We start from the raw sequence: 21,345 nt of genomic DNA on the forward strand, positions 1-21,345 counted from the left end.
GCGCCTCCGGGTCGCGCCCGCTGAGGCTCGCGCCGCCGCCGATCACCACCTTGCGCCGCGGGAGTTCCCCAGCCGCCGATTGGTCGGTCAGCTTCCGGTCGACCCGGTCGCTGAGCTGATCCCGGTATGCGGCCCATTGGGCGGAGGCGGGTTCCAGCTGGTCGCGGGCCAGCGGGAGCCCGTTCTGGTCGTAGCCGGGCATGGGCATGGTGACGTCACGGCGGCCGATGAACGCCTCGACCTGGCGCTCGGCGATCATGGCCGCGTCGCGGAAGGACTGCAGGGCGGCGGCCTCAGCGGGCGGGAGTTGCTCGATGGGGAGGGCCAGGGGACCGAGTAGCCCCAAGGCTTTGTCCGTGAGAGCCACCATCGCAACCAGGCGCCGGATCTCCGCCGCCTCGTCCTGGGCAGCGAAATCCGCCGCCTCACTCATCGCCGCGGTAGGGCGCATTCCGTACTGGTCCAGGAGGGCGGAGAAGTCCGTACGTGCCCTGGTGCGCTGTTCTTGGGACAGCCGTGCGGCGGCACTCTGCTCGGCGAGCCAATTGAGCTCGCCGATGCGTCCCATGTCCGCAGCGGACAACTCGGCCTGCGGGGAAAGTGCCGTGCCTCGGCCCAGGAGGTCGTCGCGTACGGGAGTCAGACCTGCCGCCGCGCGCTCGCGGATGGCAAATGTTTCGCCCACCGCGTGGGCGAGTACCCGCCCCACAAACTCGGTCGGCAGGCGGTCGGAGATCCGGAGGACGTAGTGGTCCGACGTCGTGTTCGTCGCGGTGCTGGCGATCGTTCCCGTGTCCAGTGGGATGGCATCCACCCAGATCCTGACGGACCGGACCTGGCTGTCCCGCCTGTCGGGCAGGTCGAAGAACCGACGCCCCTTCTCCATCCCGGGCAGCGGGGAACCGAACCGATCGCCGAGGACGAGGGGCACCACCAAGCCCATGTCCCGCTCGGCGGCGGCCAGCAGTGCGCCCTGGTGGTTGGGTACGCTCAGCCGTCGTTGCCCGCCGGCCTGCCGCCCCAACGTAGCCATCAGGATCCGGGGATCGGTCGACCTGTCCACGTGATGCCCCTCTCACGTCGCCGGAGCGACGTCACCGCGCAACGAACCTTAGGATCATGCCATGTTGAGAGCCCGATCCTCGTCCGAAGCACACCTCTACATGGACCTGCACGCATGCGAGTGCGGCAGCTTCGACTTCGACCGGCAGCACCGGTTGGAGTTGCGGAGCGACGAGCTCGTGGCGGTGTACGAGGGCGTTTGTCGGCAGTGCGGCCGCGCCCGGCACTTCGAGTTCCAAATGGCGGAAGAAATCCCTCCGCCCGCGCCCGCCTTCGGCGGCCCCGAACCTTCCCGAATCATCGACCCCGGGGAATTCGCGGACGTCGGCTACCGGATGTCCCGCTCCGCCGGACTCGAACTGCTCAACCAGCCCAAATCCGAACACCACAAGTACCGCGCGGCCATGGCCTACGCGCTCGCCGCCTTCGAAGAGGTACTGAAGTTCGTTCCGCCCGGACATGACGCCATCCCAGCGGACGCCTTCACCTCCGAAGCGGGCAAGGCCCTTTATCGGAACGGACCGGGGAAGTTCCGGCGGGACCTCATCCAGATGCACATCGACAGCACGCGGCGGGTGCTCGCCAATATCGACAAGGCGATTCCTCCGCGCGACTGAACCGGCCCAGGAGGCCGCAGCCGGTGGCCCGGTTCATCCGGGCCCAGTTGTCCGTCCCGGCGCCGTGGGAGTGCCGGAACGGGGGGCGGGCGCGGCTCCCTACTCCATGTGTCAGCAGCACCCTGGAGGTCAGATCCGCTGAGGCTCGCGCCGCCGCCGATCACTACCTTCCGCTGCGGGACTCTCCCCGTCACCACCTGACCATAGGGTCGCAACATGTTGAACGCACGCTCCTCGTCCGAAGCACACCTCTACATGGACCTGCACGCATGCGAGTGCGGCAGCTTCGACTTCGACCGGCAGCACCGGTTGGAGTTGCGGAGCGACGACCTCGTGGCGGTGTACGAGGGCGTTTGTCGGCAGTGCGGCCGCGCCCGGCACTTCGAGTTCCAAATGGCGGAAGAAATCCCTCCGCCCGCGCCCGCCTTCGGCGGCCCCGAACCTTCCCGGATCCTCGACCCCGGCGAGTACGTGGCCGTCGCCTACCGGGCTTCCCGGGCCGCCGGACTTGAGCTGCTCAACCGGCCCGATTCCGAACACCACAAATAGCGCGCGGCGTTGGCCTACGCCCTCGCCGCCTTCGAAGAGGTGCTCAAATTCGTTGCCCCTGGACAGGACACGATCCCGGCGGACGCCTTCACCTCCGAAGCGGGCAAGACTCGCTACCGGAACGGGCCGGGGAAGTTCCGGCGGAACCTCATTGAGATGGACATCGACAGCACGCGTCAGGTGCTCGCCGATATCGACAAAACGATTCCTCCGCGCGACTGAACCGGCCCCGGAGGGCGTAGTCGGGGCGTGACCGCATGCGCGTGAACGTTGACCGGAGCCCGTCGGGCTGCTCGGTGTACGGGCTGATCCACCGTGGGAAGGCCGCCGAGGTGCCGAGTGTGGCCGTTTGGCCGGGGGCGGAGTTCGCCCGGCCGGGGTGGCCACTGAGCGACGAAGGCGTTGTGGTCCGTGGGTTCAGCGGAAGGCGTCGATGTTCTCCGAAGCCCACTGCCGGAAGGGGCGGGCCGGCGTCCCGGTGATGCGGGCGACCGTGTCACGGACCCTCAGCAGCTCGTCGTTCACGTCTCCGCCGGTGACGTCGAGCACGGCGTCTGCGGCATCGGTCCCGAAGACGGCGACCATCCGTGCGTGGGCCTGCTCGCGGCTGATTTCGGCGAAGGGCACCTCCCGGCCCAGTGCTGCCGCGATGGCCTCGACCTGTTGGCGGGCGGTGACCGGCTCCGGACCGGCCAAGGCATAGGGGTACCCGTAGTGGCCGGGCTCGGTCAGCGCGATCCGTGCCACTGCCGCGATGTCCGCGGGATGGATGGTCGGCAGCGCGGTCGCGGCGAACGGGGCATGGACGGTGGTCTGGGCACGGATGGTGTCCGCCCACATCAACGCGTTCGAGGCGAACTGTGTCGGCCGCAGGATCGTCCAGGCCATTCCGCTCGCCTTGAGCAGTTGCTCCACCTCCAGGTTCTCGCGCGCCGGGCCGAGGTGCGGGTGGGTGTGGACGGTGGGCGGAACGCGGGCGCGTCACCGGCCTGGCCAGGCGTGAGGATGAGGGCGAGCGGGCGGCAGCGGCTGTCCGAGGCAAGGTGGATCTTGGTACTCAGCCCGCCGCGGGACCGTCCGAGGGCATGATCGTCCGGCTCGCCAGCCGGGGCCCTTTTTGTCCCGGCGGCGTGCTGGTGGGCGCGACGATGGTGGAGCCGACCGCGACGACCCAGTCGAGGTCGCCTTCCGCGTCGGCCCGGGCGAGCAGGCCGGTGAAGACCTTTCCCCAGGTGCCGTCGGCGGCCCGCTTCCGCAGCCGGTTGTGAGCGCCCTTCCAGGAACCGAAGTGGTCGGGAAGTTCCGTCCACGGCGTGCCGGTGCGGTACGTGAAAGCAATTGCGTCGATTACCTGCCGGTGATCACGCCACCGTCCACCCCGTTTCGGAGCCCGGTCCGGCAGCAACGGCTCGATTCTCGCCCACTGGGCGGCAGTCAACGACACACCCGATCAACGATCAGGTGATCTGCCGACTACTGATCAACTTCCTTGGTGCTGCTGATGCTCTCGGAGCCGCCGCACATGCCTGGCTTACTGCCCAGCCTGTGACCTTTGGGCTCGATCGATTGAAAGCACCTGGGGATCTGCCATGCGCTCGTACAGCTTGACTGCCCTGGCCTTCGACGGCTCCACACAGCGGGGGTTCTTCCTCGGGAGCCCCGTACAGGGCGGTGCCAAAGCCGCCTGTCCACCTGAACAGTCCAACCGGCGTGACGCACCGCTTACCACTGACGTTGAGAGTGACGACACGTGCCCGCCGCCCCGTCCATCCGGGCCGGCAACGTGTGGCGGCCCCGCCACCTCGCCCGGCGGCGGGGCCGCCGTCCCCTCGACAACCCGATGGACCGGATCACCCGATACGCGTCGTGCGCCGATCCGTTACGCGGCCCGGGACGGCGTCACAGCGCGCGGGCCGCTTCGGTGCCGTCCGTCGTGGTGAACAGGGCGCGGACCTCGGTGACGTCCAACAACCTGCCCAGGCGGTCGGGTAGCGGACCGGCCAGGACCAGACGGCCGCTGCGCAGCAGGAGCAGCATCAGGTTGAGCATCGAGGAGTCCGCGAAGGTCACCGCGGTGACGTCCAGGACGATCCGTCGTACCCCCGGATCGTCCACGGCCGCCGTCCCGACCTCCCTCAGGAGACCGAGGGTGTCCTGGTCGAACTCGCCCCCGCACACGATCACGCGAACGCCGTCCTCGTCGGGCAATACGCGCACCAGCTGTTCCACCGCAACTCCCAGCCTCGCCCACCGACGCACAACCACGCCCGCCCCCTGCGGCCAAAGTACCCACGCCCCTCCCTCACCAGGCGGGACCCGCCCATGATCCACAACACAGAGCAAGCCGGCAGCTCCACCCGGCGCAATCTCGGATGCGTGCCCAACGACCGCTGACCGTCTCTCCAGGCCGCCCTTACGGGGTGGGGGTGGGGCCGGGGTGCAGGGGGGTGGTGCCGAGGTTGTGCTGGTCCTGGGTGCCGAAGGTGGACCAGAGCGCTGCGGTGAGCAGGAGGAGCGCGCCGAAGGCGAGGTACACCGGCCTGCCTCCGAAGCGGTCGAAGAGGAAGCCGGTGGCGAGAATCGCCCCGGCGCTGACGATGCGGATGACGGCGTCGAGGAGCCCGTGCCAGGTGCCGAGCACGGCGGCGGGGGCGCGGAGCTGGACGAGGAGTCCGGCGGACCTGAGGTAGACGGTGAAGCCGAGGCCGAAGAGGACGAGGGCGGCCGCGAGGGCCCACTGCGTCCCACCGAGGAGCGCCGCGGTCAGGGTGCCGGCGCCCGCGAGGGCGGTAGCCCAGCGGAGGCTGGCGTAGATGCCCTCCGGGCCGGCCTTGGCGACGACGAGGCCACCGATGATGGCTCCGACGGTGGAGAACGCCAGGAAGGAGCCGGCGCGGGCCGGTGACATGTCGAAGGTCTCCCTCATGAGGGACAGCAGGGAGAGGATGACCGTCGAGAGGGCGAGCACGGTCAGGGCGTGGAAGGTGAGGAAGCGGCGCCAGGCCGGGCTGGTGACAAGGGTCCGAGCCACCACGCGGCGGGACGGGAGGGGGGTGGGGGCGGGTTCCTCTTCGGGCGCGGCGCCGGCGGTCTTCACGCCGACCGTGGTGTCAGACCCCTGCGCGTGGACGGACTTCGGATGCGCGGATCCCGGCTGCCGGATCACCACGGTGATGAAGCCGGCGAAGACGGCCAGGGCGAGGACTTGCAGGCCGGCGGCGACCAGGAGGGCACGGGAGCCGGGGAGCAGGGCGATGACCAGGCCCGCGACGACTGGGGAGAGGAGCTCGCTCACCGAACGGATGGTCGCGCCGATGCCCTGGACCCGGACGAGGGTCTTGGCGTCGAGGATCCGCGGCAGGAGCACGAACAGGGCCATCTCCCCGATGTGGTGGACGAGGTCCACCGTGGCCGCCGCGACGACGATCGCCCATAGGTGGGACGAGAGGAACGTGGAGCCGATGCCGATGAGGACGAAAACGCCGATCTTGACGAGGTAGGCCACGACCAGGACGGTCTTCGGGTTGCCCCGGTCCAGCAGGGGGCCGGCCGCGACGGAGGCGACGACCTCCACGCCGTAGCCCACGCAGTACACCAGGCCGACCGTGCTGACGAGGCCGGAGAGGTCGAGGGCCAGGTTGGCGAACGCGATGTCGTAGATGCCCTCGCTCATGGATCGGGACACGACGAGCACGGCGAAGACCACGACCAGCAGCGTCAGCCAGCGTGACGCGGTGGCGAGCACGGTGGGGCCGGTCCTTGACTCTTGCTCGGTCGCCGTCACTGGTAGGCCAGCTCTCGGACGACGTTGCCCGCGAGAGCGGCACCCGGCGCGTCGAAGGTCGGCAGTAATCCGTCGGCGGGGACAGGGACGAAGAGCTCGGGCAGGCGCGAACCTTGGGAGTCGTGGACTTCGTACTCCACCCGGTAGTGGAGCGTCCCGCTGCCCCTAGCCCGCATGAGCACACCCGGTTCGATCGTTAGGACCGCCCGCGAGTCCTGCGGAAAGGGAAGGACCTGGCCGGCCCCGAAGGTGGGAGAGTCCGCGCGGCGGTCGATGAGTTGGAGTTCCATCTCGGGATTGTCATCCAGCAACGGGGACAGCTTCAGGGTGAGATGGGGATGAGCGCTGAGATACTGCGGCCGGGACGCCGGAATGTCGTAAACCATGGTGTCGGCGAGCCCGTTCTCGACGTTGGAGCCGATGCCGTACGAGTCATCGCGGATCGACTGGTAGGAGCCGACCCCGGTGGTGACGTGGCGAGTTGAGACACGGGCAGAACGGGCTGCTGCCCGGCGAGGTCATGCCAACTTCCCCGAGGACCAGGCTGTCGTCGACGCGTTCCGCGCGATGCTCGCAGCCGTCCGTGAACCCGAGGGATCCCCGGCCTTGCCCAGGACGTCGCCGTCCGGATCGGACCGCACGCGTGCCGCAGCCCTCATCCACCCCGACATCCCGCACCTGCCCTACGGCCGCCGCTACGACATCGGCTGGTTGCGCTGCGAGACCAGCACCATCCTCGGCACCTGGCACCCGGCTACCGGCTGCTCACCCACGCCGCAGCCGGCCTCGAGCTTCACGACAACATCGGCCTGAGGTCGGCGCGCTATGCCTTCCCTGTCGAAGGTCGGCACCCCGACGGCACCCGGTACTCGCTGTTACGCCTGAGCCCGTACATCCAGTGCAGTCACACCGACAGTGATGTCTCCGCGCTGCTGGCAGCAGCCGCCGCACGAACCGGTGTGTGATTGAAGCAGCTCGTCAATGCTGCCCTGCGAGCGAGAACGTCAAAGGTCCGTACCCCCCGACACAGGGGGTACGGACCCCTTCGCGCTGCCCCCGAACTGTGTCGTTCAGGAGGTGGCGTTCGGCGATGGTCGGGACTGATGTGCCGTTGGAGGCATGCACCAGCTGGGGGCCGCTTTCCTCGCGTGTTCGGCATGGGGTGCCGAGGGGTTCTTCTGCCGAGCCTCGCGAGCATCACCGCCGCACGTCTTGCGGACGTGGTCGCGTGCGGAGCTCCGCTGTTGGGCGAGTGGCCGCCTTGCGTAGGGAGTTGGTGCCAGCTTTTCACGTTATCGAATCCCGCGGCGTCCAGCAGGCGCCGGACCTCCCGTACCAGCTCAAGATCGCGGTCCACGCGCTCACTGTAGAGGGCGTGGACGGCGAGGGTCGCGGGGGTAGGGCAGGGCCCGCCCGGGGTGCGGCCCGGGCGGCCCACAACGTGCCGGCGAGGGCTACCGCTCGTCGTCACGCATGTCGTCGTCCAATTCCAGCTCGCGCTCACGCAAGGGGTTCTGGATCTTCCGCTCGTGGGACGGCAGGCCCTGCATGTCCTTGGGCTCGTCCTGGCCCGGGCGCTGGGGCTTGGGGCGCTCCTGCTCCTCGCGGCCCTTGCCCGGCTGCTGGTGCTTGTCCTGCATACCGCTCATCGCGCACTCCGTGATCGCTGGGACTGTTCCACCGCCACGCTGCCACCGACCATCACATACCGCATCATGTGATGACGGAAAGCGATTCACTGCAATCGTGCGACCGGCGATCATCGCGCCCGCCCTCTCCCGAAGGAGAACACCGTGCTTGAGCATCAGCGACGCAAGGGCCGTACCGAGGTCACCTTCGTCCTGCCCGCCGACACCCCGCCCGGGCCGGTCAGCGTCGTCGGAGACTTCAACGAGTGGAAGCCCGGCACCCACGAGCTGACCCGGCGCCCCGACGGCACCCGAGCCGTCACGGTCACCCTGCCCGCCAAGGCCAGCCACTCCTTCCGCTACCTCGCCGCCGGCGACTACTGGTTCAACGACGACAGCGCCCAGGGCCAGGACAACGGCAACAACCTGCTCACAACCTGACACCGAACACTCGGCCGGCCGTACTTCACAAGGATCCCCTCGACGCCGGAGACGTCCGTCCAGTCCTCCAGCCACTCCCTGGCCTTGTCCGGATCCGTGCTCATGGGGCACAGGGGCCAGGGGGCGGTCAGTGCGCGGGCCGCGAAGAGGACCTCAAGGCGTCGGCGGCGCTCCCGGTAGGGCCGGGCCAGGAGTTCGATGCCATCGGCCGCGGGCGGCGGCCCTGCGTTGGAGGGCGTCGAAGGACAGTCGGCCGGCTTCAGTGTCCCGGACGACGAGCTCGCCATCGAGGACCAGGCCCTCGGGTAGTTGCTCGGCAGCGGCGACCAGGTCGGGGAACCGGTCCTGGATGAGTGAGCCGCGGCTGCCATCACTGATAGAACCTCTTCCCCTGGCTATCGCAGGGGAAGAGGTGTCGTTTTGCGGAAGAGGCTTGCCCACCGGGTTTGACCTGCGAAGATAGAAGATCAACGGATTCGGGGGCTCACACCTGCGGTCACACCCCCGGTCCCCGTTGAAAGCAACCGTCCGGACAACCCTTCAGCCCCCTTCCGATGCAACCCTCCGCGGCGGCGAGGGCGTGAAGGTCAGATGCCGATGTGACGGCCGTAGTACCGGCCGACCTCGTCACGGTAGGCGGCGTCGCCGCGGTGCTTGTCCTTGTCGTACTCGGGAGAGTCCTTGATCTGCTCCTTGGTCAGGTTGACCAGGACCTTCTCCTCCTTCATGTCGACGCGCACGACAGTTCCGGCGGGCAGCAGGACCTCCTTCCCGAAGATCCACGGGCCGGTGTCGACCACGATGTATGAGGAGTCCACATCCTCGGTGGCCTCGTCGACCTTGCCGATGTGCCCATCGCTCGCCTCGACCTTGAAGCCGACCAGATTGGTCCCGGGGTTGTAGTGGGACTCCGGGTTGTAGCGCCACATGTTCTCGATCACGAGGGACCTCTCCTTGGGAACGGGGGCAGCCGCAGGCCGCCGGTGTTCGCGGCCACGGCTCGCCATCCCTGCCCGTTGCACCCACGGCCATGGCGTGGGGCTACGCCAACCGCCACAGCTGCCACCCGGACGAGAGACCCTCCGCGCGCTCCGGTCGCGGGTCCGGGCGGCGCGACCAGGGATGCGGACAGCCCGGCGTATCCGCTCTCTGCCGGCGACGACCGCCGCGAAGGCCCGAAGGGCACCTTCGCGGTGTGGATGGCCCGTCGCCGCAGTGGGCCTGATCGTCAGGTCGATCAGTGCTGCGAGATCGCCTCGAGCAGGTCACCGACCTTCGCCTCGGGCAAGGCGCGGGCAACGTCGGCCAGGGCGACGATGCCGACCAGGGTGTGGCCGTCGATAACCGGCAGCCGGCGGACCTGGTGGGCGCCCATGGTGCGCAGGATCTCGTTGGCGTCGTCGTCGGCGCCGATGGTGACCGCTTCGCCCTGGGCGAGGTCGCCCGCCTTTACCGTGGCGGGGTCCTTGCCCGCCGCGAGGACGTTCACGACGATGTCGCGGTCGGTGAGCATGCCCTTGAGCTTCTCGTCGGTGCCACAGATCGGCAGTGCGCCAACCTTGAGCTCGGCCATCTTCTTCGCGGCGTCGAGGACGGTCTCGTTCGCGCCGATACACGTCGCGTCGGCCGTCATGATGTCGCGGGCCTTCGTCATGCCGTACTCCTTCGTCTCGCCTGCACGGGTACGGGCCACGTCCACCGGCACGCGGCCACGGAACCATGGGTGCCCCCTGCCCTCGCCCGGTAACGGGTTTCACCCTTTCAACCGCTCCCGAGGCCACGTGCCCGTCTCTTTCCTTCAGCGAGCCGCACATCAGCCCTGGAGAGTGCCGCGCCAGGATGGAGGACCGCAGGCGTCGGCGTGCGGTCGGCGCGAGGAGAACCCATTGATCACTGTCAACACCCAGCACCGCGGTACCACTACCCTGCTCAGCGCCGTCGGCGAGCTCGACCAGGACGCGGGCCGGGCCCTTCAGGAAGCGCTGGACGGTGTCACCACCGCCGTACGGGACCTCCTGATCGACCTGCACGGCGTCCCGGTCATGGACGCCGACGGCCTGCTCCACCTCCTCGACGCCCACCGGCGCGCGGAAAGCCTGGGCCTTCGGGTCCTGGTCACCGGCTGGCAACCCCAACCACAGCAGTGCATGGCCGAGGCCGCCGGCATTCCCGGCCGCGGCTCGGCCACCGGCGAGCGGTACGCGGCGGCCGGCTTTCGCCGGCTCATCGGGGAGCGGGCACGAAACGCTCGGGACAGCGCGGACTTCGCCACCGGGTGGCTGCCCCGCGCCTGACGGTTTCGGGACGCAGCCGGTGTCCGGAGCAGGACGTCCTGCCGGGCCCGGGCCGCTCCGGCCTCGCGAGCGGCAGCAGCGCAACCCTGCGGGGAGCGACGCAGCCGCCGGGTGGGCCCGCCGGTTCCCTTGCGTCCGGCGGGCGGGTAGAAGCCGTCGACGAGGTCCATGAGGCGCAGCGGCTGGAGTTGCCAGTTGTAGGCGAGGAACGCGATGCCGCAGGTGTCGAGGCGCGGACGAAGTCGGTGAGGCCGTGCAGGCCGGTGACGTCCATGAACGTCAGGTGCCGCATGTCGAGGCCACCACGGAGACGCCGTCGAGAGCGGACGGCACCTCGTCGAGGGCGGTTCTGGTGTCCAGGTCGAGCTCGCCGGTCGGGGTGAGGTGCACGGTAGGCCCGTAGCGTCTCAGCATAACGTCCCCGCCCGCAGCGAAGCGGTCGCGGAAGCTGGCTGCGCATGGTCGACCCCCAGTCCCCAGTGGGACTCCTGATGCGCAGCAGCCACCTCACGGAGGACCTCCCCCAGTACCTCCCGGTGGCCGACGCACTCCACCACCACCCGCACCACTGCCCCACTCCCGGCAAACACCGCACCCGCAGACGGTCCGGCTCCGCAGGCGGGGCACACCCTGACCCCGGGCCCGGCGGGCAAGCCCGATGAGGGGCACTGGCAAGCGGTCGCTGGCGGCGAGAGCACCGTGAGGCGTCGCTGCCCGCCCGTGTGTACCCATACGCGGTTTCGGCCGACCGGTGGCCCGCATCGGCCTCCTCGGGTACCCGGAGGGTGGGAGACGGAGAGACGCATCCGAGCGTAATGCTTCGGGTGGTCACCACCCACACCTGAGCGGTGACCACGGGTGCGGGGACGACACGGCTACCCCGGGCACGATGTCCCTGCCCCGCCCTCACCGGGGGCGCCGGACCGCGCCTGTCCGACCCGCACATGTCAGACCATTGAACCGCTGAACGAAAAAGCTACGGGCTGAAGAGGTGCAATCCCTACTCCGTGCAGGCAATCCCGTAATAGCCGAAGTTGGCGCCGGCGTTACTGCTGAACCGTTTGGGCGAGATCGTTCCGTCGAGGTAGTACTCGCCGTTGGAGGCCCGGTCCCAGATGGTCGCCTTGACCGACATGTTGTTCACATATGACTTGACAGAGGTGAGACCGTAATTCGGCAGGTCCCAGCACGAGTCGATACTGCCAGTTGATAACTTCATATTGGTGTAGTTGGTACCTGCGTACAGACAGAGCTTCCCAGCCGGACAGCCGCCGACGGCAGCCGCCGGGCTCGCAGTGGCGGCGAGGCCACCTGTCGCCATCACCAGTGCGCCGGCCGAGAGAGCCATCTTTCGGTACCACGTCATGCTGAGTCCCTTCGTTACGGCGAGGAATGCCTCACCTGGCCCGAAAAGCTACGTCCGCTCCGGTGCGGAATACCAGCTTCCCCCAACCCATTGGCCGGATTACCGGGCCAGGCGCACTTGCCTGGCTTAATCGAAGCGCGCTGGCCATCGGGGCCTGAGAGCTCGTCACACGACCTTGCCAGGGCCGTCTTGAGGCGTACTGATCGAGACCACCGGCCAACTCGACGTCCTGACCGTCCCTCCACTTCAGTACGATCTCCGTGCGGTGCTGGCCGGCCCAAGATGCCGCCGGGTGATCCTGAACCTGACCGCAGTGACGTTCACCGACAGCCCCCCTGCCCACCCTGGTCTCCGCCCGCAGCCAAGCGGTCGAGCGCGGGGGACGGCTGCGCATGCTCTACCCCACACCCCAGTGGGACTCCCGATACGCACCGTTCACAGCCCCCCCTCCCACGCCCCGACACCCACCCTCACGTCGCCGGTGCCGCACCAAGCCGCGCGCGTCGGCGGCCGGGGCCTGCTTCGCCTGAGTCGCCTGCTTGGTCTGGTCGGTCTGCTCTTCGACCGTGCGACTACGGGCTTCGGCCGCGGGTAAGCGCGGCGACCCGGGCGAGGTTCTGCGGTGAGGTCATCCACGTCGCGGGGTCCGTCGTGCGGCCCGCCAGGTACTCCTGCGGCATCGCGGCCTGCTGGTGGGCGTGAACGGCAGCGGCCCGCTGCGCCGGAGTCAGGGCGGTGTCCCGGCCTGCGTGGTCGGGCGGTACGGCCGAGGCAGTCGCGGCCGGAGCTCCGTCCCGTACGGCGGGGCGGCGCGGTGAGGGCGGCGCGGATCGCGTTCTGCAGGGTGAGGCCGGCGACCCGGGCCCGCTCGTACCGGCTCGACTCCCGCGGCGGATTCCCATCGCTGTCCGCGATCCACCAGCGAACAGGCCAGGCGAAGTCCGCGGTGTAGGAGAGCTGATCCGGGTCCGGGGTCCGCCGGCCCTTCTGGGGCACAGTGAGCTGACGGCTGTAGCGCTGAGGGGCCCGGGCGGCGATGTAGCTGTCGATGCCGGGCACGTGGGCGCGGCCGCGCAGGGTCTCCAGCGGTGTCGGCGCGCTTCGGCCAGGACGTGGCGGTGGGCGTAGATGTGCCCACGGTGAAAACACCGCGGCGACGTCGACGATGGCGAGCGCGGTGTCCACGCGCGGCTTCACCCGGGCCCGGATCGCCGCCCCGGCCGCCTGGCACCGCTGAAGCAGCCCGTCGACCATCCGCTGCCCGAACTTCAGGAGCGCGGAGACCCGCGATCGAGGAGCTGACGCAGGCGATCACCACGCCCCCGGCCGTGTCAGATGTGCTCGAAGGCAGTCTTCAACAACGGGGACCTCGGCGGGTACGCCGCCCGCTCATTCGCCCCACTCGCCGTCCATGCTCCCCGTCCCGTCCTGCCCATGATCATGGATGCCCTCAGTGCGACCAGCACCACCGCCGCTGAGGCCGTCACCGCCGCACCCCAGAACACCCTCCCCAGTGAAGGCCAGCCCGGAACATCCTTCACGGACCTCGACAAGAGCACCCAGCGCATCCAGCGGGCCGGCTGTTCCGCGCCGGCCACCCGGGCCTGCCGCTCATGGAGTGGACGGCCCGGGTGGCCCGGCCCGACGTCAGCCGGGCGCGTCGTGCGACTCGGTGGCGCGAGGGCCGCGGGCCCGCCTCAGTTGCCGATGCCGGAGCTGCCGAGGCCGGAGTTTCCGATGCCGTGGCTTCCGATGCCCGTGTTGGCGATGCCCGCGTTGCCCAGGCCCCAGTTGGCGATGCCCGCGTTGCCGATGCCGTCGTTGAGCGCGCCCGAGTTGCCGACGCCCGAGTTCCCGAAGCCCGAACTGCCCACGCTGTCGGCGCCGGCCGCGCCGGCGCCGCAGACAGCCAGAACCGCCACGGCACCCAGCGCGGTCGTCATGCGAAGAAGAGTCGTACGCATCGTCAGATACCTCCTATTTAGGACACTTTTGCTTGCCATCCCTAACACGAGGTCATGCCAATCAGGCGGAGGAATGATCCGAAGCCGCCGTGTCGCACACCGCACCAGCGTATGAATCGCCAACCAGGACCACGCCGCGACCACCTCGACCACACGCAGCTCGCGGCGCTCGCCAAGCTCGGCGTGGAAGGGGCCGGCGTCCGAGCGCAGGCGCCGTACGCCGATCCGTAACGCCGACCACGGCCCCGGGGCGCCACGCTCACAACGCGCGCGCCGCCTCGATGCCCTCCGCCAGGGTGAACAGAGCCCGGGCCTGCGTGATGTCCAGCAGCCGGGCCGGCTGGGAAGGCAGCGGGCCGGCCAGGACCAGATGGTCGGTCCTGCGCAGCAGCAGCATCAGGTTCAGCATCGAGGAGTCCGCGAACGCGACCCCGGACACGTCCAGCACGATCCCGTCGTACGCCGGGATCGTCCACGGCCGCCGTACAGGCCTCCCGTAGAGGGCCGAGGGTGTCCTGGTCGAACTCGCCCGCGCACACGATCACGCGGACACCGTCCACGTCGGGCAACACCCGCACCAGCTGATCCACCGCACCTCCCAGCCTCGGCCACCAACGCGGCACCACGCCCGCCCCAGAGCGCCTACGTACCGCGCGTCCTGGCGGCCGGGCCGGGTCAGCGGGTCGTCATGGTCCTCGCAGAGGGCTCTCACCAACGGGTCCTGATGTCGTCCGCGACGCGTGCTCCTGCGAGTACGGCCCGGCGTACGACTCCGAGGGGGGGGCCGTGCGGGTGATCGCCGTCACGCGCCCGGAGTACTGCCCGCGAGCGTGCCCGTGGCCCGGGGCAGGGATGGCACGTCATGGCCCCCGGTTGGTGAGGAGTTGTCTGTCGATGCTGGAACGGACGCGGGGCAAGAAGCGGACCGAGATCACGTTCGTCCTGCCCGCCGGCCATCCGGCCGGTGAGGTCAGCGCGGTCGGCGACTTCAACAACTGGCAACCCGGCCTCCATCCGCTGCACCCACGCCCCGACGGCAGCCGCGCCGTCACCATCGCCCTCCCCAGCGGAGAGCGGCACGGGTTCCGTCACCTCGCCGACGGCGGCAACTGGCTCGACGAGGAGGAAGCCGACGGCCACGACGGCCGCAACAGCCTCCTGACCACCTGACCCCCACCACGACAAGGAGACACCCATGACCGACATGTGGAACTACAACCCCGAGTCCCACTACACGCCCGGCACCCGACTGATCGGCTTCAAGGTCGAAGCATCCGACGGGCACATCGGGAAGGTCGACGAGCACACCGAGGACGTCGGCTCCTCCTACATCGTCGTCGACACCGGCCCCTGGATCTTCGGCAAGCACGTCCTGATCCCCGCCGGAACCATCGTCCGCGTCGACGCCAAGGAGGAGAAGATCCTCGTCCACCTCACCAAGGACCAGATCAAGGACTCCCCCGAATACGACAAGGACAAGCACCGCGGCGACGCCGCATACCGCGACCAGCTCGGCACCTACTACGGCGGCCACCTCTAGGCAGCACACGACGGCTGCGGCTCCCCCACCACGCAGGAACGGGGCCGCAGCCCCACACCCGCCCACGGCCCACCGCGCTGCCCGCCGGAGGCGGCATCGCCGTCGGGCCTTGATCCGGCAGGGAAGGGCCGGCCACGCCTCCGACGAGCGGAGCTCGATCCTCCGTCCGGTCACGCCAGGAATGGAGGCTGTCGATCGCGGCGGCTCACGGCGCGTGTGACGGCTGCCGGCCAACCGCGACCGGCAGCGCCACGGGGGCCGGGAGCGGCGTCCGGGCCGCTCCCCTCACCACCCATTCCCGCCCCCACACCCCCGACCACCACCTGACGCACAGGAGACCGACCGAGGAACCACCCCGACGGACGACGCACCCACCAACCGGCGCCGCTCGGACACGGTTCGCCAGCCGTTTCCGTAGCCGAGGCCGCCGGGGGTCGAGGTCACGGCGTTGAGGTGTTCCAGGTAGCGGGTGGCGGCCTTGTCCTGCGCTTCGGACAGGACGATCGGCCCGCCGGGAAAATCGGTCGACGGCGAGGGTGCCCCGATCGCGCAGGGCGGCGGTCCTCCGCGAAATGGGCAGGGTGCGGGCAGAGTCTGCCAGGACCCGGGCCGAACCATTTCGATGGATGGGGGCGGGACGCTCTTCGCAGACGGTGCCCGGATCGCGGACCGGCGGCGCCCGGATCGCGGACGTGGTGCCCTGGGTGACCCTGCACGGCGAGGACGTCGGTTCACCACTTGACGCCGCGACTTCAGCAAGCTGAGGAGGGTGACGCTTGGCTTCTGGGCTCGTTGATCGTTTCTGCACGGCGAACGCGTTCGCACGGGCCCGGCCGTGGCACTCGCGTGGCCGGCAGACGGTCCCGAGCCGGAGGTAGACCGCCCGTGGCGGCGAACGACAATCCCACCGTCCGAAGGCGCCGGCTCGGCGCCGAGCTACGCCGGCTCCGTCTGGACAGTGGCCTGACGAGTACCCAGGTGGCCGAGCGGCTGCTGATCTCGCAGCCCAAGATCAGCAACCTGGAGAACGGCCGCCGCATCATCAAGCCCCGTGACGTGCGGGACCTGTGCGGGCTCTACGGGGTAACGGACCCCCAGGTCGTCGACGCGTTGATGTGGCAGGCAAGGGAATCAGGGCGCCACGGCTGGTGGGTCGCCTTCGGGGAGGTGCCCTACGCCGTCTACGTCGGCCTGGAGACGGGCGCCTCCTCGATCCACTCCTACGAGTCCCTGGTGATCCCCGGCCTGCTGCAAACACCCGCCTACGCGGCCGCGGTCATCGCGGAAACGATCCCTCAGGCCACGCCCGGACAAAGAGCAGCCCGACTTCAGGTACGGCTGCGCCGACAGCACCGGGCCCACCACCCCGCCCGTCCCTTCCGCTTATGGGCCGTATTGGACGAATCGGTACTGCACCGCGCGGTCGGCGGCCCCGACATCATGCGCGAACAGCTCGAGCACCTGAACCGCCTCAGCACCCAGCCGCACATCACCGTGCAGGTCCTCCCGCACGAGGCGGGAGCCCACCCGGGCATCTCGGGACAGTTCTCCATTCTCACGTTCGCGGACGCCCCCGGGAAGGGCACGGTCTATCTGGAACGGTTCACCAGCGACCTCTACCTGGAGAAACGATCCGACGTACACCACTACAACGTCATGTACGAGCACCTCCAGGCCCAGGCACTGAACCCGGACAGCACCCGCCAGATCATCAACCACGCCGCCAAGGCCCACGCCCGAACAAGTGGCGCCAGTACCCACCAACATTCCGAACGGACCAATCAGGAACCGATGTCAAGATCCACCGACATTCGCTCTTCGTCTTCAGCCATGTAGCCAATCGGTCGAGTCCACATGACAGAACCCGGCCGGCGTGACTACGGTCGCCGTCCGGGTCCTGTGTTCAGGACGTCCGTCGTCGACACGGTTCCCACCCGCACCGTCCCACGCCCCGACCACCGCCGGGACTCCCCGCGTCGCCCGGTCAGGCCCCGGTGCCGTCCCGGATCTCGAACAGAAGCAGGACGCCCCTCATCTCCAGCAGCCGCTGGAACTGACTCGGCACCGGACCCTGGTGAGCGCGGACCGTGGCGAAGTCCACGCTGACCAGCGACAAGCCCGTTCTGCCCGCTGGAGCGGAACCGACAGGTCACCCCCTCGAACTGCTTCCGCAACCGCTCCGGATACGGCCCGTACCTGCCGATCGGCAGGTACGGCTCGGTGAACTTCCACTGGGCATGCGCGAGTTGCCTCCGTTTCACAACCCGGTCCTATCGAATCCCACCCCACGAAGAGAGCAGAACCCAGCAGCTGATCAGGACATCGCAGAGACCCCTAGGTGAGCGCGGTGATGACCTCGCGGGCCGCGCGTTCGCCTTCGGTGGCACCGCCTTCCATGAAACCCTGGAAGTCGTAGCTGCAGTGCTCGCCGCCGATGTGAACGTTGCCCTGGGCGGTGCCTTCGTAGCGGGCGTAGCGGTGGAGGTAGCCAGTGGGCCAGTAGGAGTATGCGCCGAGGGAGTAGGGGTTGCGGTGCCAGGCCGACAGTTGGGCACGTCCGTTCCAGGCGTTCTTCGTGCCGGGGAAGAACGCGTCAATGCCGGTGAGCATCCGGTTGGCGAGGGTGCGTACGTAGGGGTCGGTCTCGGTGGCGAAGGGGGTCGCGGGGGTGAGGGCCCCGGCCAGGGTGCCTCCCCCGTACTGGAGCAGAATGCCGCCGTTGCCGGGCTGGAGTTTGGTGGTGTCCCAGGTCTGCTGGACGTCGGAGTCGGTGAAGCAGTCGCCTGCTGAGACGCCTGGCCAGGGGCCGCTGCCGCGCCACGGCCGGCTGGTGAACTGCATGTTGAGTTTGGTGCAGTGGCCCATGCGCGCATCACGCAGGAGGTTTTTCATGAGGGGGTCGAATGCGGCTGCGGTGAGGTCGACGCGCTGGAGTACGGGCAGGGGCAGGCACAGGATGGTGTGGTCGGCGGTGACGGTGCGGGTCGTGCCGGAATCGTTGAAGGTGAGGGTCTGGGTCCCGTCGGCGTTGGCTCGAACGGCGGTGAGTTCGCGTCCCATCAGCAGGGAGCCTGGGGGCAGGGTCTGTGCGATGGCGTTGGGGAGTTGGTCGTTGCCGCCGGTGATGTGGTAGCGCTCGTTGGACAGGCCCCAGACGTTGAAGTGGCCGGGGTTGGGCTGGTAGCCCATGAGGAGGACCAGAGCGAGGGCGGACTGGCCGGTGGTGTCGGCGCCGTACTCGACGTTGTAGGCGACGTCGATGAACTGGCCCAGGGGTGAGGTGTGGCCGCCGGGGACCCGGGTCTCGATCCACTGGTACAGGGACATGTTGTCCAGGGTGGTGCCGGCGGGGGTGGTGGAGTTCCAGGTGACCTCGCCGGCGTCCTGGAGGTCGCGGCGCAGGGCCTGGTAGACGGCCTTGAAGTCTTCGTCGGCCTGGGCGCGGGGGTAGTAGGCGCCGTCGAACCAGAGGACTTCCTCGGCTCCGTTGGGTCCGCCGCCGAGGAAGTCCTCGGTGGGAAGGTTGAAGCGGCGGCAGAGCTCGAGGATCTTCTTGTGGCTGGTGTCGATCAGCTCGCCGCCGATCTCGGAGGTCTGGCCGTAGGCCCAGTGGTCGCGCTGGCTCCACATGCGGCCGCCGACACGTGTGGGGTTGGCTTCGTAGACGGTGCAGGCGATGCCCGCGTCCTTGAGGGTGAGGGCGGCGGTCAAACCGGCGATGCCCGCGCCGACGACGGCGACGCGAGGGTTGCCGATCGGCGGCTTGTTGCCGTCCGGAGCGGTCTCGGCCCGGGCGGGAACGGTGGTGGTGGCGCCTGCCACGGCGGTGCCGAGGCCGAGGGCCGCGGCGCGCTCCAGGAGGGCGCGGCGGCTCAGGCCCCGTACGTCGGCGGTGGGCAGGGAAAGTCGGCGGGCGGTGGCGTGTTCGGCGGCGAGTTGCTTGAGCGTGTGCATGACGGAGGTTCGGGCCATGGCGGGTGGCTCCTCGGGTGTCAGACGTTCGCGGCGGAGGGGGAAACGGTGTCGGTGCTGGGGTCGGTGCGTTCGGTGGCGTCTTCCAGGACGATCCGGCCGATGACCTCGTAGCGCTCGGGTGCTCTGAGCTTGAGGTAGAGGCCGAGAGCGAGGCCGCCGAGGAAGACGGCAGCGACGATCCAGGGGATGAGGGTGAAGACGAGGGAGTCGGCGGCGAGTCCGGCCGCGGTCTTCATGTTGACGACCAGCAGGACGACGACGGCGCTCATCGCGATCCCGCCGAGCAGGGGGGCGGTGAACGTCTTGAACCAGTGCCGATCCTCGGGGTGGTTCTTGCGGAAGTAGCCGATCACGGCGAAGGAGCAGAGGGTCTGGACGATGAGGATCGCCATCGTGCCGAGGATCGCGAGGAGGGTGTAGAGGTGGATGTAGGGGTCCTGGCCGGTGAGCCAGAACGCGGCGACCAGGGTGATCGCGATGGCGCTCTGCACGAGGGAGGCGACGTGCGGGGATCCGTGGCGGGGGTGGGTGCGTCCGAGTGCTGGGTGGAGGAAGCCTTCGCGGCCGATGGCGTAGAGGTAGCGGGCGGCGCACTGGTGGAAGGCCATGCCACAGGCGAAGGAGCCGGTCAGGAGCAGCCACTGGAAGGAGTCGACTGCCCAGGACCCGATGAACTGTTGCGTGGGGGCGAAGAACAGGTCCAGGGGGTTGGCGGAGGCGGACAGCTCCACGGACTTGGACAGGCCGTTGCCGGCGATGGTCATCCAGGAGACGAAGATGTAGAAGAGCCCGACGCCTACGACCGAGATCAAGGTGGCCTTCGGGATGACCCGCTTGGGGTCGCGGGATTCCTCGCCGTACATGGCGGTCGATTCGAAGCCGACCCAGGACCAGAATGCGAAGAAGAGACCGAGGCCGGCGGAGGCGCCGGTGAAGGCGTTCTTCGGGTTGACCGGTTGCAGCGGGATGCCGTCCGGGCCGCCGCCCGCGACCAGCACCGCGACCGCGACGGCGAACAGGACCGCTATCTCCCCGACCAGCATCACCCCGAGCGCCTTGGCGGTGAGGTTGATGTCGAAGTGCGCCAGGCCGGCGGTGACGCCCAGCATGACGGCCGCGTAGAGGATCCAGGGGAGATCGACGCCGAGCTGGTCGTGAACCGTCGTCTTGGCGAAGTACGAGAAGACGCCGACGATCGACGCCTCGAAGACGATGTAGGCGAGGACCGCGAGCATCCCCGACGCCATCCCCGCGATCCGGCCCAGGCCGTGTGAGATGTAGCCGTAGAACGCCCCGGCCGCGGTGATCCGCTTGGCCATGGCGACGTAGCCGACGGCGAACACCGTCAGGACGACGGTGGCGAAGAGATATCCGGCCGGGGCCCCGATGCCATTACCGAAACCGACGGCGATCGGCAGGTTTCCGGTCATCGCGGTGATCGGCGCCGCGGTGGCGACCGCCATGAACACCACCCCGACCAGACCGACCGAGTTCGCCTTGAGCCGGTGGACTTCACCGCTGGGACTGTGGGACATGAACGCCCTCTCGATACTGGCGGCCGGTAGCCGACGGGAAGGCCGCCACTCTCGCCCTGCGTGACTCACACCACAATCGACAGACAGATATGCAATCGGCACGTGGAAACGACGAGTTGTCGGTCCGTCAGGCGGATGGATCGAATGCGTAACCGTCCGGTGATGTTCACGGAACCGGGAAGAAGTTAGGACTGCGCCGTCGGGCGACTCGCCACGCGGCAGGAGCACCGATCCGGGCGAGGCAGGCAGGATCACCTCGCCCCGCTGGGTTGCTGCCTGGCAGGGCGAAGTGCCGCCAGGTGGGAGACGCGGGGGTGTGCTTCGCTCGGGCTGGTCCACGCGTTGAGGCGGGTGATGTTGATTGCGGCAGCGGTGCGCCGGCGCTGGAGGCGGGCTTGGCAAGTCCTCGGTCGCAGGCCTGTCGTACTACCGGCGATGTGGACGGCATGGAAGACGGTGCCTTCGATGCCTTTGCGGGCCGCGTGTCACTTCCGCCATTCCGGGGTGCCGTGGTCGGCACGTGCCTGCCGGATCGCTTCGCGCTCTGCCCTGGCCGCAGGGTGATGGACCGGTAGCGCTCCCGGGTCGAG

22 protein-coding genes and 2 pseudogenes are annotated in these 21,345 nt (G+C 69.0%); 9 read left to right on the forward strand and 15 right to left on the reverse strand.

Features of this window, described 5'->3' with window-relative positions:
* Positions 1 to 1,063: hypothetical protein (locus tag AB0D46_RS34700; RefSeq protein ID WP_362883534.1), on the reverse strand; the 1,063-nt coding region annotated here is incomplete at its 3' end.
* 61 nt (positions 1,064 to 1,124) lie between these two features.
* Between AB0D46_RS34700 and AB0D46_RS34705 the strand changes: the two genes are divergently transcribed.
* The 3 genes from AB0D46_RS34705 to AB0D46_RS34715 all read left to right on the forward strand — a co-directional run bounded on the left by AB0D46_RS34705 (position 1,125) and on the right by AB0D46_RS34715 (position 2,450).
* Entirely contained in the window at positions 1,125 to 1,679 is a 555-nt protein-coding gene (locus AB0D46_RS34705; protein ID WP_362883536.1) for a hypothetical protein, read from the forward strand.
* A gap of 216 nt (positions 1,680 to 1,895) precedes the next feature.
* Positions 1,896 to 2,228, forward strand: a complete 333-nt coding sequence (locus tag AB0D46_RS34710) for a hypothetical protein (protein ID WP_362883538.1) — start codon at positions 1,896 to 1,898, stop codon at positions 2,226 to 2,228.
* A gap of 9 nt (positions 2,229 to 2,237) precedes the next feature.
* The gene (locus AB0D46_RS34715) at positions 2,238 to 2,450 is read left to right on the forward strand and encodes a hypothetical protein (RefSeq protein ID WP_362883540.1); all 213 of its coding nucleotides are present in this window, start codon (positions 2,238 to 2,240) and stop codon (positions 2,448 to 2,450) included.
* A gap of 195 nt (positions 2,451 to 2,645) precedes the next feature.
* On the opposite strand, the pseudogene AB0D46_RS34720 reads toward AB0D46_RS34715, so the two are convergent.
* The 5 genes and pseudogenes from AB0D46_RS34720 to AB0D46_RS34740 form a co-directional block, all read right to left on the reverse strand.
* Positions 2,646 to 3,191: pseudogene (locus AB0D46_RS34720) on the reverse strand (hypothetical protein); the annotation flags it as partial.
* A gap of 5 nt (positions 3,192 to 3,196) precedes the next feature.
* Positions 3,197 to 3,672 (reverse strand): annotated as a pseudogene (locus tag AB0D46_RS34725) (IS5 family transposase); the annotation flags it as partial.
* Positions 3,673 to 4,127: 455 nt separating this feature from the next.
* A complete protein-coding gene (locus tag AB0D46_RS34730) occupies positions 4,128 to 4,457 on the reverse strand; it encodes an STAS domain-containing protein (RefSeq protein WP_362883542.1) in 330 nt (109 codons plus the stop codon).
* A gap of 184 nt (positions 4,458 to 4,641) precedes the next feature.
* Positions 4,642 to 5,973 carry an MFS transporter gene (locus AB0D46_RS34735; protein WP_362883544.1) on the reverse strand — a complete coding sequence of 444 codons (1,332 nt, stop codon included), beginning with the start codon at positions 5,971 to 5,973 and terminating at the stop codon, positions 4,642 to 4,644.
* A gap of 35 nt (positions 5,974 to 6,008) precedes the next feature.
* Positions 6,009 to 6,323, reverse strand: coding sequence for a hypothetical protein (locus AB0D46_RS34740; RefSeq protein ID WP_362883546.1), 315 nt, complete (start codon positions 6,321 to 6,323; stop codon positions 6,009 to 6,011).
* Positions 6,324 to 6,618: 295 nt separating this feature from the next.
* Here AB0D46_RS34740 and AB0D46_RS34745 point away from each other — a divergent pair, with 295 nt between their 5' ends.
* Positions 6,619 to 6,825, forward strand: coding sequence for a hypothetical protein (locus tag AB0D46_RS34745; RefSeq protein ID WP_362883548.1), 207 nt, complete (start codon positions 6,619 to 6,621; stop codon positions 6,823 to 6,825).
* Between the two features lie 641 nt (positions 6,826 to 7,466).
* On the opposite strand, the gene AB0D46_RS34750 is transcribed toward AB0D46_RS34745, so the two are convergent.
* Positions 7,467 to 7,661, reverse strand: coding sequence for a hypothetical protein (locus AB0D46_RS34750; protein WP_362883549.1), 195 nt, complete (start codon positions 7,659 to 7,661; stop codon positions 7,467 to 7,469).
* Between the two features lie 144 nt (positions 7,662 to 7,805).
* Here AB0D46_RS34750 and AB0D46_RS34755 point away from each other — a divergent pair, with 144 nt between their 5' ends.
* Positions 7,806 to 8,081: an isoamylase early set domain-containing protein gene (locus tag AB0D46_RS34755; RefSeq protein WP_362883551.1), complete on the forward strand. Its 276-nt coding sequence runs from the start codon at positions 7,806 to 7,808 to the stop codon at positions 8,079 to 8,081.
* A gap of 587 nt (positions 8,082 to 8,668) precedes the next feature.
* Here AB0D46_RS34755 and AB0D46_RS34760 read toward each other — a convergent pair.
* Both AB0D46_RS34760 and AB0D46_RS34765 read right to left on the reverse strand, forming a co-directional pair.
* Positions 8,669 to 9,010 (reverse strand): PRC-barrel domain-containing protein, encoded by a 342-nt coding sequence (locus AB0D46_RS34760; protein WP_362883590.1) that lies wholly within the window; start codon positions 9,008 to 9,010, stop codon positions 8,669 to 8,671.
* 308 nt (positions 9,011 to 9,318) lie between these two features.
* Entirely contained in the window at positions 9,319 to 9,735 is a 417-nt protein-coding gene (locus AB0D46_RS34765) for a CBS domain-containing protein (RefSeq protein ID WP_362883553.1), read from the reverse strand.
* A gap of 232 nt (positions 9,736 to 9,967) precedes the next feature.
* Here AB0D46_RS34765 and AB0D46_RS34770 point away from each other — a divergent pair, with 232 nt between their 5' ends.
* Complete coding sequence (locus AB0D46_RS34770) at positions 9,968 to 10,375, forward strand: STAS domain-containing protein (protein ID WP_362883555.1); 408 nt, start codon at positions 9,968 to 9,970, stop codon at positions 10,373 to 10,375.
* Positions 10,376 to 11,375: 1,000 nt separating this feature from the next.
* Here AB0D46_RS34770 and AB0D46_RS34775 read toward each other — a convergent pair.
* The 3 genes from AB0D46_RS34775 to AB0D46_RS34785 form a co-directional block, all read right to left on the reverse strand.
* Positions 11,376 to 11,741, reverse strand: coding sequence for a peptidase inhibitor family I36 protein (locus tag AB0D46_RS34775; RefSeq protein ID WP_362883557.1), 366 nt, complete (start codon positions 11,739 to 11,741; stop codon positions 11,376 to 11,378).
* Between the two features lie 1,697 nt (positions 11,742 to 13,438).
* Entirely contained in the window at positions 13,439 to 13,684 is a 246-nt protein-coding gene (locus AB0D46_RS34780; protein WP_362883559.1) for a hypothetical protein, read from the reverse strand.
* A 280-nt stretch (positions 13,685 to 13,964) separates the two neighbouring features.
* Positions 13,965 to 14,153 (reverse strand): hypothetical protein, encoded by a 189-nt coding sequence (locus tag AB0D46_RS34785; RefSeq protein ID WP_362883560.1) that lies wholly within the window; start codon positions 14,151 to 14,153, stop codon positions 13,965 to 13,967.
* Positions 14,154 to 14,599: 446 nt separating this feature from the next.
* Here AB0D46_RS34785 and AB0D46_RS34790 point away from each other — a divergent pair, with 446 nt between their 5' ends.
* From AB0D46_RS34790 to AB0D46_RS34800, 3 genes are all read left to right on the forward strand, one after another.
* Positions 14,600 to 14,875, forward strand: coding sequence for an isoamylase early set domain-containing protein (locus AB0D46_RS34790; protein ID WP_362883562.1), 276 nt, complete (start codon positions 14,600 to 14,602; stop codon positions 14,873 to 14,875).
* A gap of 25 nt (positions 14,876 to 14,900) precedes the next feature.
* A complete protein-coding gene (locus tag AB0D46_RS34795) occupies positions 14,901 to 15,245 on the forward strand; it encodes a PRC-barrel domain-containing protein (protein ID WP_362883563.1) in 345 nt (114 codons plus the stop codon).
* A gap of 885 nt (positions 15,246 to 16,130) precedes the next feature.
* On the forward strand, positions 16,131 to 17,081 hold the full coding sequence (locus AB0D46_RS34800) for a helix-turn-helix transcriptional regulator (protein WP_362883565.1): 951 nt from the start codon (positions 16,131 to 16,133) through the stop codon (positions 17,079 to 17,081).
* 148 nt (positions 17,082 to 17,229) lie between these two features.
* Here the strand turns inward: AB0D46_RS34800 and AB0D46_RS34805 are convergent, their stop codons facing one another.
* The 3 genes from AB0D46_RS34805 to AB0D46_RS34815 all read right to left on the reverse strand — a co-directional run bounded on the left by AB0D46_RS34805 (position 17,230) and on the right by AB0D46_RS34815 (position 20,755).
* Positions 17,230 to 17,361 carry a hypothetical protein gene (locus AB0D46_RS34805; protein WP_362883591.1) on the reverse strand — a complete coding sequence of 44 codons (132 nt, stop codon included), beginning with the start codon at positions 17,359 to 17,361 and terminating at the stop codon, positions 17,230 to 17,232.
* A 218-nt stretch (positions 17,362 to 17,579) separates the two neighbouring features.
* The gene (locus AB0D46_RS34810) at positions 17,580 to 19,217 is read right to left on the reverse strand and encodes an FAD-dependent oxidoreductase (RefSeq protein WP_362883567.1); all 1,638 of its coding nucleotides are present in this window, start codon (positions 19,215 to 19,217) and stop codon (positions 17,580 to 17,582) included.
* Between the two features lie 20 nt (positions 19,218 to 19,237).
* Positions 19,238 to 20,755: an APC family permease gene (locus tag AB0D46_RS34815; RefSeq protein WP_362883569.1), complete on the reverse strand. Its 1,518-nt coding sequence runs from the start codon at positions 20,753 to 20,755 to the stop codon at positions 19,238 to 19,240.
* Positions 20,756 to 21,345 lie beyond the last annotated feature (590 nt).

Origin of the sequence: Streptomyces sp. NPDC048383, from assembly GCF_040651775.1 — a bacterium.
Lineage (GTDB): Bacteria > Actinomycetota > Actinomycetes > Streptomycetales > Streptomycetaceae > Streptomyces.

Excerpts from the sequence above, each read along its gene's own strand:
- AB0D46_RS34705 (WP_362883536.1), top strand. The coding sequence starts at position 1,125 with ATGTTGAGAGCCCGATCCTCGTCCGAAGCACACCTCTACATGGACCTG.
- AB0D46_RS34710 (WP_362883538.1), top strand. The coding sequence starts at position 1,896 with ATGTTGAACGCACGCTCCTCGTCCGAAGCACACCTCTACATGGACCTG.
- AB0D46_RS34750 (WP_362883549.1), bottom strand. The coding sequence starts at position 7,661 with ATGAGCGGTATGCAGGACAAGCACCAGCAGCCGGGCAAGGGCCGCGAG.
- AB0D46_RS34760 (WP_362883590.1), bottom strand. The coding sequence starts at position 9,010 with ATGTGGCGCTACAACCCGGAGTCCCACTACAACCCCGGGACCAATCTG.
- AB0D46_RS34765 (WP_362883553.1), bottom strand. The coding sequence starts at position 9,735 with ATGACGAAGGCCCGCGACATCATGACGGCCGACGCGACGTGTATCGGC.
- AB0D46_RS34775 (WP_362883557.1), bottom strand. The coding sequence starts at position 11,741 with ATGACGTGGTACCGAAAGATGGCTCTCTCGGCCGGCGCACTGGTGATG.
- AB0D46_RS34780 (WP_362883559.1), bottom strand. The coding sequence starts at position 13,684 with ATGACGACCGCGCTGGGTGCCGTGGCGGTTCTGGCTGTCTGCGGCGCC.
- AB0D46_RS34790 (WP_362883562.1), top strand. The coding sequence starts at position 14,600 with ATGCTGGAACGGACGCGGGGCAAGAAGCGGACCGAGATCACGTTCGTC.
- AB0D46_RS34795 (WP_362883563.1), top strand. The coding sequence starts at position 14,901 with ATGACCGACATGTGGAACTACAACCCCGAGTCCCACTACACGCCCGGC.
- AB0D46_RS34810 (WP_362883567.1), bottom strand. The coding sequence starts at position 19,217 with ATGGCCCGAACCTCCGTCATGCACACGCTCAAGCAACTCGCCGCCGAA.
- AB0D46_RS34815 (WP_362883569.1), bottom strand. The coding sequence starts at position 20,755 with ATGTCCCACAGTCCCAGCGGTGAAGTCCACCGGCTCAAGGCGAACTCG.